The 11646-nt window shown below is 50.9% G+C and carries 9 protein-coding genes and 1 pseudogene; all 10 read left to right on the top strand.

Going from position 1 to position 11646, the window contains the following annotated elements; all coding sequences use genetic code 11:
- Positions 1-3: 3 nt before the first annotated feature.
- Entirely contained in the window at positions 4-882 is an 879-nt protein-coding gene (gene yihT, locus ACLJQJ_RS20970; protein WP_001067413.1) for a sulfofructosephosphate aldolase, read from the top strand.
- A 15-nt stretch (positions 883-897) separates the two neighbouring features.
- Entirely contained in the window at positions 898-2139 is a 1242-nt protein-coding gene (gene yihS, locus ACLJQJ_RS20965; RefSeq protein WP_063809160.1) for a sulfoquinovose isomerase, read from the top strand.
- Positions 2140-2142: 3 nt separating this feature from the next.
- On the top strand, positions 2143-3000 hold the full coding sequence (locus ACLJQJ_RS20960; RefSeq protein WP_001675468.1) for an aldose-1-epimerase: 858 nt from the start codon (positions 2143-2145) through the stop codon (positions 2998-3000).
- 43 nt (positions 3001-3043) lie between these two features.
- A pseudogene (locus ACLJQJ_RS20955) lies at positions 3044-5080 on the top strand (alpha-glucosidase).
- 45 nt (positions 5081-5125) lie between these two features.
- A complete protein-coding gene (locus tag ACLJQJ_RS20950; RefSeq protein WP_000084250.1) occupies positions 5126-6508 on the top strand; it encodes an MFS transporter in 1383 nt (460 codons plus the stop codon).
- Between the two features lie 45 nt (positions 6509-6553).
- Positions 6554-7975, top strand: coding sequence for an MFS transporter (locus tag ACLJQJ_RS20945; protein WP_058116643.1), 1422 nt, complete (start codon positions 6554-6556; stop codon positions 7973-7975).
- A gap of 67 nt (positions 7976-8042) precedes the next feature.
- Complete coding sequence (ompL, locus tag ACLJQJ_RS20940; protein ID WP_000838828.1) at positions 8043-8735, top strand: porin OmpL; 693 nt, start codon at positions 8043-8045, stop codon at positions 8733-8735.
- A gap of 156 nt (positions 8736-8891) precedes the next feature.
- Positions 8892-9740, top strand: a complete 849-nt coding sequence (locus tag ACLJQJ_RS20935) for an STM4015 family protein (RefSeq protein WP_063809162.1) — start codon at positions 8892-8894, stop codon at positions 9738-9740.
- Between the two features lie 12 nt (positions 9741-9752).
- Positions 9753-10778, top strand: coding sequence for an STM4014 family protein (locus tag ACLJQJ_RS20930; protein ID WP_077949399.1), 1026 nt, complete (start codon positions 9753-9755; stop codon positions 10776-10778).
- On the top strand, positions 10771-11646 hold the full coding sequence (locus tag ACLJQJ_RS20925) for an STM4013/SEN3800 family hydrolase (RefSeq protein WP_000282799.1): 876 nt from the start codon (positions 10771-10773) through the stop codon (positions 11644-11646). Before ACLJQJ_RS20930 ends, ACLJQJ_RS20925 begins: the two co-directional genes overlap by 8 nt.

Below are 11646 nucleotides of genomic sequence, written 5' to 3'. Positions count from 1 at the left end.
TGAATGAACAACTACACCATCAAAGACATTACGCGAGCGTCCGGCGGGTTTGCCATGCTGGCTGTCGATCAGCGCGAGGCGATGCGTTTAATGTTTGCTGCTGCTGGTGCGAAAACACCCGTTGCCGATAGCGTGCTGACGGATTTCAAAGTGAATGCGGCGAAAATTCTTTCCCCGTATGCCTCTGCCGTTCTGCTGGATCAGCAGTTCTGTTATCGCCAGGCCGTAGAACAAAACGCGGTCGCTAAAAGCTGCGCCATGATCGTCGCGGCGGATGATTTCATCCCGGGCAACGGTATTCCCGTTGATAACGTGGTCATTGATAAAAAAATTAATGCGCAGGCGGTAAAACGGGATGGCGCGAAAGCCTTAAAACTGTTGGTGCTGTGGCGCAGCGACGAAGACGCGCAGCAGCGTCTGGATATGGTCAAAGAATTCAATGAATTATGCCACTCCAATGGTTTGCTGAGCATTATCGAACCGGTTGTACGTCCGCCGCGCTGCGGCGACAAGTTCGATCGCGAGCAGGCGATTATCGATGCGGCCAAAGAGCTGGGCGACAGCGGCGCCGATCTTTACAAAGTTGAAATGCCGCTCTACGGCAAAGGCGCGCGTTCCGATCTTCTTACCGCCTCACAACGCCTGAATGGGCATATCAATATGCCGTGGGTCATCCTCTCTTCCGGTGTGGACGAAAAACTGTTCCCTCGCGCAGTCAGGGTCGCCATGGAAGCTGGCGCATCCGGGTTCCTGGCGGGACGCGCGGTCTGGTCATCAGTGATTGGTCTACCGGATACCGAGCTGATGCTACGTGATGTTTCCGCGCCTAAATTGCAACGTCTGGGCGAGATCGTCGATGAAATGATGGCGAAACGTCGTTAATACGAGGATGAAAGAATGAAATGGTTTAACACGTTGAGCCACAACCGCTGGCTGGAGCAGGAAACCGACCGCATCTTTAATTTCGGTAAAAACGCCGTGGTGCCGACAGGCTTCGGCTGGCTGGGAAATAAAGGGCAAATTAAAGAAGAGATGGGCACCCATCTTTGGATCACAGCGCGTATGTTGCACGTTTATTCCGTGGCGGCGTCGATGGGCCGACCGGGCGCTTATGATCTGGTCGATCATGGCATCAAAGCCATGAACGGCGCGCTGCGCGATAAAAAATACAGCGGCTGGTATGCCTGCGTTAACGATCAGGGCGTGGTGGATGCCTCTAAACAGGGTTATCAACACTTCTTCGCCTTGCTGGGCGCGGCCAGCGCCGTCACGACCGGGCATCCTGAAGCCAGGAAATTGCTGGAGTACACCATAGAAGTGATTGAGAAATACTTCTGGAGTGAAGAAGAGCAGATGTGCCTGGAGTCCTGGGACGAAGCCTTCAGCCAGACGGAAGATTACCGTGGCGGTAACGCCAATATGCACGCCGTCGAAGCGTTCCTGATTGTTTATGACGTTACCCATGACAAAAAATGGCTGGATCGCGCTATCAGAATCGCATCAGTCATTATTCATGATGTAGCCAGAAATAATCATTACCGTGTTAATGAACATTTCGATTCACAGTGGAACCCTATCCGCGACTACAACAAAGATAATCCTGCCCACCGTTTCCGCGCCTACGGCGGTACGCCAGGTCACTGGATTGAGTGGGGCCGTCTGATGCTCCATCTCCATGCTGCGCTGGAGGCCCGCTTCGAAACGCCCCCCGCCTGGCTGCTGGAGGATGCGAAAGGTCTGTTCCATGCCACTATCCGCGACGCCTGGGCGCCAGATGGCGCAGGCGGTTTTGTCTACTCAGTCGACTGGGACGGTAAACCTATCGTACGTGAACGCGTGCGCTGGCCGATTGTGGAAGCGATGGGTACGGCCTACGCCCTCCACACCCTGACGGGCGATAGCCAGTATGAAGAGTGGTATCAGAAATGGTGGGACTACTGCATTAAGTACCTGATGGACTATGAAAATGGTTCCTGGTGGCAAGAGCTGGACGCCGATAACAAAGTGACCACCAAAGTGTGGGACGGCAAGCAAGATATTTACCATCTGCTGCACTGTCTGGTCATTCCTCGTCTGCCACTGGCGCCGGGCCTGGCTCCGGCGGTCGCGGCGGGTCTCCTGGATATCAACGCGAAATAGGTCATGAGGATGGCAGCCATGCACAGCGGTGGAAAAACTATTCAGCTTAATGCGGGCCATTACCAGGCGAAAATCGTCACGGTTGGCGCAGGTCTGGCGGAACTGACCCATCATGGACGCCATGTGGTCATCCCGCATAAACCGGAAGAAATACCCATGGCGCATCTGGGGAAAGTATTGATTCCCTGGCCAAATCGCGTGACAAATGGCTGCTACTCCTATAACGGCAAGGTTTTCCAGCTTGCCGTTAACGACCCGGTTTCGCAGACCGCCATTCACGGTCTGTTAGCCTGGCGAGACTGGCAGATTAATTATCAGTCGGCGACGGAAGCGTCGCTAACGATTTTTCTGCCGCCCTCTTACGGCTATCCCTTTGCGTTGATATCGGAAGTGATTTATCGGTTAGATGCCGCCAGTGGGCTGCACGTATTGATTCGTACGCAAAACATTGGCGATGAATCAGCCCCTTATGGCGCGGGCGCGCATCCTTATTTGACTTGCAATCTGCAAAGCATCGATAGCTGTGTATTAACACTGCCTGCAAGCGAAGAATTGCCCGCAGGCAGGGATTTTTCCGCATCATGCCTGCTCGGCGAAACGCGCCTTGATCATGCGGTTAAGACCGCGACTACCCCGGCTGAGTGGGAGGTCAGACTTACCAGCCCAACGCAGAACATGTCCACATTTTTACGCAGCACCCAGCCCTGGTTACAGATCTATACCGGCGAAAAACTCAGCCGAAAAGGTCTCGCGGTAGAGCCTATGAGCTGCCCGCCCGATGCATTTAATTCCGGGATCGCGCTGATTCATCTTGCCCCAAAAGCGATCCATCAACTGCATTTTTCCATCGGCTGCGACTAGCCCAAATGGATTACCGAATTACCCTACATTCACGGAGATTACAATGAATTCTCTACCACAACGGTCAACCGATTTTGAACTGATAACATCACAGGATGGTTTTGCGCTTAGCTGGCAACAGCGCCTGATTTTACGCCACAGCGCCGAAAACCCCTGTCTGTGGATTGGCGCGGGCGTTGCCGACATTGATATGTTCCGCGGCAACTTCAGCATCAAAGACAAACTTAACGAGAAGATTGCATTAACGGAGGCCACGGTCAGCGAGCTACCCGACGGCTGGCTGGTACAATTCAGCCGTGGCGCAACAATTAGCGCCACCCTTCGCATCTCCGCCGATGAGGCGGGATGCCTGAAGCTGGATCTGCAAAACGACGACCTGCACCATAACCGTATCTGGTTACGCCTCGCGGCTAATCCAGACGACCATATCTACGGCTGCGGCGAACAGTTCTCTTATTTCGATTTGCGCGGCAAGCCGTTCCCGCTGTGGACCAGCGAACAGGGCGTTGGCCGTAATAAAACCAGCTATGTCACCTGGCAGGCAGACTGTAAAGAGAATGCCGGCGGCGACTATTACTGGACCTTCTTCCCGCAACCGACCTTTGTCAGCACGCAGAAGTATTACTGCCACGTCGATAATAGCTGCTATATGAATTTCGACTTCAGCGCGCCGGAGTATCACGAACTGGCGCTGTGGGAAGATAAAACTACGCTGCGTTTTGAGTGTGCCGACACCTACATCGCCCTGCTGGAAAAACTGACTGCGCTGTTAGGTCGCCAGCCGGAGCTGCCGGACTGGGTTTATGACGGCGTCACGCTAGGCATTCAGGGCGGTACGGAAGTTTGCCAGCAAAAACTGGATACCATGCGCAACGCAGGCGTAAAAGTGAACGGTATTTGGGCGCAGGACTGGTCCGGTATCCGCATGACCTCCTTTGGCAAGCGCGTGATGTGGAACTGGAAGTGGAATAGCGACAACTATCCGCAACTGGATAGCCGGATCAAACAGTGGAAAGAAGAAGGCGTACAGTTCCTCTCTTATATCAACCCATACGTCGCCAGTGATAAAGACCTCTGCGCCGAGGCGGCGAAACACGGCTATCTGGCGAAAGACGCCACGGGCGGCGACTATCTGGTCGAGTTTGGCGAATTCTATGGCGGCGTGGTCGATCTGACCAATCCTGAAGCTTACGACTGGTTCAAAGACGTCATCAAAAAGAACATGATCGCACTCGGCTGCAGCGGGTGGATGGCGGATTTCGGCGAATATCTGCCGACCGACACGTATCTGCACAACGGCGTCAGCGCCGAGATCATGCATAACGCCTAGCCTGCGCTGTGGGCGAAATGTAACTACGAAGCGCTACAGGAGACCGGCAAGCTCGGCGAGATCCTGTTCTTTATGCGTGCGGGTTACACCGGCAGTCAGAAATATTCCACCATGATGTGGGCAGGCGACCAGAACGTTGACTGGAGCCTTGATGATGGTCTGGCCTCTGTAGTGCCTGCGGCATTGTCGCTGGCGATGACCGGCCACGGTCTGCATCACAGCGATATCGGCGGCTACACCACCCTGTTTGACATGAAACGCAGCAAAGAGTTGCTGCTGCGCTGGTGCGATTTCAGCGCCTTTACGCCGATGATGCGCACCCATGAAGGCAACCGCCCCGGCGATAACTGGCAGTTCGACGGCGACGCGGAAACTATTGCCCACTTTGCCCGTATGACCACCGTCTTTACCACGCTGAAACCGTATCTCAAGCAGGCGGTGGCGCAAAACGCGGCTACCGGTCTGCCGGTCATGCGTCCGCTATTCCTGCACTACGAGAACGATGCCGCAACCTACACCCTGAAATATCAATATCTGCTCGGTCAGGATCTGCTGGTCGCGCCGGTTCACGAGCAGGGGCGTTGCGACTGGACGCTGTACCTGCCGGAAGATCACTGGGTGAATATCTGGACCGGCGAAGTTCACCACGGCGGTGACATTACCGTGGATGCGCCCATTGGCAAACCGCCGGTCTTCTATCGCGCGAAGAGCGAGTGGGCTTCACTTTTTGCTTCTTTACGGAATATCTAATACGGCTCGCCCGCAGGGAAACCTGCGGGCAGATGGAGAAGAATAATGAGTCAAACATCATCGAATCCGGCAACCCTACGCTTGCCGTTTAAAGAAAAACTTGCCTATGGACTGGGGGATTTAGGTTCCAATATCCTGTTAGATATCGGGACCCTCTATTTACTCAAATTTTATACCGATGTGCTGGGTTTACCAGGGACTTACGGCGGGATCATTTTCCTGATCGCCAAATTTTTTACCGCATTTACCGATATGGGTACCGGCATTATGCTCGACTCGCGGCGTAAAATTGGTCCGAAGGGCAAATTCCGCCCGTTCGTGCTTTACGCGGCATTTCCGGTAACGCTACTGGCGATTGCTAACTTTGTCGGCACACCGTTTGAGGTGACGGGAAAAACCGTCGTCGCAACGATGCTGTTTATGCTGTACGGGCTGGTTTTCAGCATGATGAACTGCTCGTATGGCGCGATGGTGCCCGCGATTACCAAGAACCCGGATGAGCGCGCCTCGCTTGCCGCGTGGCGTCAGGGCGGCGCCACTCTCGGCCTGCTGCTGTGTACCGTTGGCTTTGTGCCGGTCATGAACCTGATCGAAGGCAATGCCCAACTCAGCTATATTTTCGCCGCCACGCTATTTTCATTGTTTGGCCTGCTATTTATGTGGCTGTGCTACGCCGGCGTTAAAGAGCGCTACGTCGAAGTGAAACCTGTCGATAACGCGCAAAAGCCCGGATTATTGCAGTCGTTCCGCGCCATCGCCGGTAACCGTCCGCTGTTTATTCTGTGTATCGCCAACCTTTGTACTCTCGGCGCCTTCAACGTCAAACTGGCGATTCAGGTTTATTACACCCAGTACGTTCTTAACGACCCGATCCTCCTCTCCTGGATGGGCTTCTTTAGCATGGGCTGTATTTTTATCGGCGTCTTTTTGATGCCCGGCGCAGTAAGGCGTTTTGGCAAGAAGAAAGTCTATATCGGCGGGCTGTTAATATGGGTGGCGGGCGATCTGCTCAACTACTTCTTTGGCGGCGGCTCGGTCAGTTTTGTCGCCTTCTCCTGCCTGGCGTTCTTCGGTTCCGCCTTCGTCAACAGCCTGAACTGGGCGCTGGTTTCCGACACGGTGGAGTACGGTGAATGGCGCACCGGCGTCCGCTCGGAAGGGACGGTTTACACCGGCTTCACCTTCTTCCGTAAGGTCTCCCAGGCGCTGGCAGGGTTCTTCCCCGGCTGGATGCTGACGCAAATCGGTTATATCCCGAATGTGGTGCAATCGGCAGGCACCGTCGAAGGCCTACGCCAGTTGATCTTTATTTATCCTTGCGTGCTGGCGGTCATCACCATTATTGCGATGGGCTGTTTCTACAACCTCAACGAGAAGATGTACGTGCGAATTGTGGAAGAGATTGAGGCCCGGAAACATACGGTTTAACAACAATAAAATATAACGCCCTGCGGGGCGTTTTGAGAGGCGATTATGTCTAATCATGATCCGCTAACGCTAAAGTTGAGCCTGCGGGAAAAATGCGCCTATGGCGTGGGCGATTTCGGCTCAAATCTGATGCTGTGTATCGGTACGCTGTATCTACTGAAGTTTTATACCGATGAACTCGGGATGCCTGCATATTACGGTGGAATTATCTTTCTGGTGGCGAAATTCTTCACTGCTTTTACCGATATGCTCACCGGCGTATTGCTGGATTCACGCCGTAATATTGGCGCAAAAGGAAAGTTTCGGCCTTTTATTCTGTATGCGTCATTTCCAGTCGCTCTGGTTGCTACTGCGCAATTCTTTGCCACTCACTTTACTTTACCCGTTAAAACAGCCTTCGCGACGGTGCTGTTTATGTTGTTCGGTCTGTTCTACAGCCTGATGAACTGCTCATACGGCGCGATGGTACCCGCTATTACCAAAAATCCGCATGAGCGGGCCCAGCTCGCCGCATGGCGACAAGGCGGCGCTACCATTGGCCTTCTTCTTTGTACCGTAGGTTTTATGCCCATTCAGGCACTGTTTACCCGTTCCCCTTCGCTGGGTTATCTGGTTGCAGCTGTCATCTTTTCGGTCTGCGGGCTGTTCAGCATGTGGTGGTGCTTTAGCGGGGTGAAAGAACGGTATATCGAAACCGTACCTGACACGCATAAACCCAGCATATTGAAATCCTTCTGCGCGATTTTTCGTAATCCGCCGCTGCTGGTGCTCTGCGTCGCCAATTTGTGCACGCTGGCCGCCTTTAATATTAAGCTGGCCATTCAGGTTTATTACACTCAGTACGTGCTGAACGATATTCATTTGTTGTCATGGATGGGTTTTTTCAGCATGGGCTGTATCCTGATTGGTGTTTTATTAGTACCTGCTGCGGTAAAACGCTTCGGGAAAAAACAGGTTTATCTTGGTGGTCTGATATTGTGGGCCGTTGGCGATATCCTGAATTTTATCTGGGGCGGAACGTCATTCCTGTTTGTTATTTTCTCTTGTATCGCCTTCTTCGGTACCGCTTTCGTCAACAGCCTGAACTGGGCGCTGGTTCCGGATACGGTTGACTACGGTGAATGGAAAACGGGTATTCGCGCTGAAGGCTCGGTGTATACGGGTTATACCTTTTCCCGCAAAATTTCCGCTGCGCTTGCTGGCTTTTTGCCAGGTATTATGCTGACGCAAATCGGTTATATCCCCAACATAGCTCAAAGTGACACCACGTTGCTTGGTTTGCGTCAGCTCATTTTTTTATGGCCTTGCGGTCTTGCCATTATCGCAGCACTAACGATGGGCTTTTTTTATAAGCTCAATGAACAACGTTTCGCTTTTATTATCGAGGAAATTGCCCAACGAAAGAAAACAGGTAATCAAATTGTCGCGACTAATAATAAACAAAGTATTTCTACTGTAAATAATTAAACGACGCTTGCCGCTTTATCCATCCCGATGGATGGCGGCTTCCCTATATTTGAAAAATGGATTTATTATGAAATCTCTGAATACTCTAGTGATATTAACTTCAGTAATATCCACCTCTGTTTTTGCTGGCGCTTATGTAGAAAACCGTGAGGCCTATAACCTGGCGTCTGACCAAATGGAGTTTATGCTGCGCGTCGGCTATAACTCCGATATGGGGGCCGGAATTATGTTGACCAATACCTATACGCTACAGCGTGATGATGAATTAAAGCACGGTTATAATGAGATTGAGGGCTGGTATCCATTATTTAAACCTACAGATAAATTAACCATCCAGCCTGGGGGGTTAATAAACGACAAAAGCATTGGTTCCGGCGGCGCCGTCTATCTGGATGTTAACTATAAATTTACCCCGTGGTTTAATCTTACGGTACGTAACCGATATAATCACAATAATTATAGTTCAACCGATTTGAATGGCGAACTGGATAATAATGACAGCTATGAAATCGGTAACTATTGGAATTTTATCATTACCGATAAATTTTCTTATACCTTTGAACCACACTATTTTTATAACGTTAATGATTTTAATAGTAGTAATGGTACGAAGCATCATTGGGAAATCACCAATACCTTCCGTTATCGTATCAATGAACACTGGTTGCCCTATTTTGAATTACGCTGGTTAGATCGTAACGTGGGCCCCTACCATAGAGAGCAAAACCAGATTCGTATCGGGGCGAAGTATTTCTTCTGATATTATCGCCTCTATTTTTCGAATCTGCATCACAGCGGGTAGTTGTTCTGCCCGCTCATTCATCCTGAATCAGACTCCCGATATCCCGTCTCTAAGCGCCATGATAATATTCGCAAAGCGTTTTACCATATTCATGCTTATAGAGAAGGGAAACAAATGAATAAGCGATTTAATATTGATTGGGACAATGAATTAACCCAGGAACAGCTCATTAATTTGATTTTAACCGATGAAGATCTGCCAAAGCTTCGCTCACTGACCATTGGTAACTGGGGTGATTGTTGGGAAGACGAAACCTGCCAGCCTATTATTGATATGATTGTGGAGAACGCCCCCCGCTTTTCTCACCTGGAATCACTGTTTATCGGTGATATGGAGAGCGAAGACTGCGAGATCTGCTGGATTAAACAAGGTGACTATTCCAGGCTCTATGCGGCGTTACCCAATCTGAAGGAACTGATCATTAAAGGCGCGTCGGATCTGCGACTGGGCGCTATACATCATGAGAAACTGGAGCACCTGGAAATCATTTCCGGCGGCATCCCTTCTAACGTACTTGCCGAACTACAAAATGCGCAGCTCCCTGCATTAAAAACGCTGAAGCTCTTCCTGGGCGTAGAGGGATACGGTTTTGACGGTTCGCTGGATGACGTGATGGCGCTGGCATCGAAAGATCTTTTCCCTCAGCTCACCCATCTGGGGTTGATGAATAGCGAAGAGCAGGATGATATCGCCCGCCGGGTGCTGGAAAGTAATATCCTGCCGCAGCTTAACGTGCTGGAACTCTCATGCGGTACCTTAACGGACAACGGCGCAGAGGCGCTGCTGGAGCATAAAGACCGAATTGCGCATCTGGAAACACTCGATCTCCACCACCACTATTTGACGCCGGAGATGCAGGAAAAGCTAAAAGCCACACTGCCGATAAACCTGAATCTTTCAGAAGCTCTGGAGCCTGATGATTACGATGGCGATATTTATATGAATGCGATGTACACCGAGTGATTGTGTAGGGGAATGTGCACATTCCCCTACTCAACGATAAAGGGATTTATTGTGATTACGCTCATTGGCCCCCGTCAGAGCAAGCGCACGCATTATTTTATGCAGGCTGCCGCCGTACTTGGGGAACCCGTCACGGCGCTGACTCATCCGCAAGCGCTGGACGCTTCGCTGACCTCTGGCATCGTTAAAATCGACCCGCCAGTACACAGTGAAACAGACATCCGCAAAATAAACGCGATCGGTCTGGACTATATCCATTTTTTGCAGAACATGGCGGCGCGTCCTGGCGTCACCTGGCTTAACCATCCGGCGGGCCTCATTCACCTGTTGGATAAAAAACGCTGCAAGCGGCGCTTACTGGAACACGGCATCCCCACGCCGCCGTTGGTAGCGGAAGACGTAAAAAGCTTTGCACAGCTCACCGCTATCATGGAGGAAAAAAAGGTCGCCAGCGTGTTCATTAAGCCCTCGCTGGGTTCTGGCGCGGCGGGCGTTATCGCTTTGCGCCGCCACCCTGATGGCATAAAGCAGGTGCTTTACAGCGCGATTGCCATATCAGGACAACAGCTATTTAACAGCAAAAAAATCCAACAGTATCGTCAGAAAGAAGATATCCAGCTCATTATTGATGGCGTTCTTCAGCAGGAAAACCTCGTCGAACAGTGGCTGCCCAAAGCCAGCGTAAAGCATAAAACCTATGATTTACGCATCGTCTGCCTGGATGGCGAAATTATCTGGCGAGTGGTCAGAACCTCCTCGCAGCCCATTACTAACTTACATCTGCAAAACCAGGCTTGCCGCTTCGAAAGTCTGGAATTATCTGCCGCAAAAGTGACTGAGATTGATACGCTCTGTCAAAATGCCATGCGACTTTTTCCTGGCATTCGCTTAGCGGGTATTGATGTTTTACTTACCACCAGCCTGACGCCGTATATTATTGAAATTAATGGCCAGGGTGATTTGATTTATCAGGATGCGCAGCAGAATAATCTAATTTATCAGGCGCAAATCCGGGCCATGAGGAAGCAAAATGTATAATTCAATGGATGAAGTCCCCGTCTCGCTGCACGCGTCGATTGACACAGGCGATGGCGAATTCGATATGAATACGCTAATTAGTAATAACGCTCATATTCTTTTTATTGTGCTGGACTCGTTACGCTACGATATTGCGCTTCAGGAACAAACCGCCGGAAATACGCCCAACCTTAATCATTATGGACAATGGACGAAATGCGAGGCGGCCGGTAATTTTACCTGGCCTTCGCATCACGCCATGTTTTCAGGTTTTATGCCAAAACCTATTGATGATACCGTTAATCAGACCATGCTGTTTTTCCCAAAAGATATCGGACTTGGTCGTAAAGGGCCGAAAAATGCATTTGCCTTTGATGACGCAACATGGATAAAAAGTCTGGAAAATAAAGGCTACCAGACCATCTGTATTGGCGGCGTCTCTTTCTTTAATAACCGCTCCGGCATGGGAAAAGTGTTCCCGTCGATGTTTAAAGAGAGTTACTGGCATCCACGCTTTGCCTGTACGGTTAAAGAGAGTATGGATAACCAGATCCATTATATCCAGAAAATCATGGCCGAGCGTGCTGGCAGCCAACCGGTCATGATGTATATCAATATCGACACGATTCATTACCCTAACCATTTTTACGTTGAGGGCGCGGCCCCTGGCGATACCGTTGAGACCCATGCCGCCGCGCTACGCTATATCGACGCCCGCATCGACGGATTACTGAACATTTTCCGCCAAACTGGCGGCGAAACGTTCGTTATTGTCTGTTCCGATCACGGTACCTGCTATGGCGAAGACGGGAAATATTTCCATAGTTTTAATCATCCGATCGTTAATACCGTTCCCTATATGCATTTCTTGCTGAGCTGTAATCATTAA

The sequence above is a fragment of the Salmonella sp. SAL04202 genome, from assembly GCF_046550775.1.
Lineage (GTDB): Bacteria > Pseudomonadota > Gammaproteobacteria > Enterobacterales > Enterobacteriaceae > Salmonella > Salmonella enterica.
This window is presented reverse-complemented; position numbering and strand designations above follow the sequence as displayed.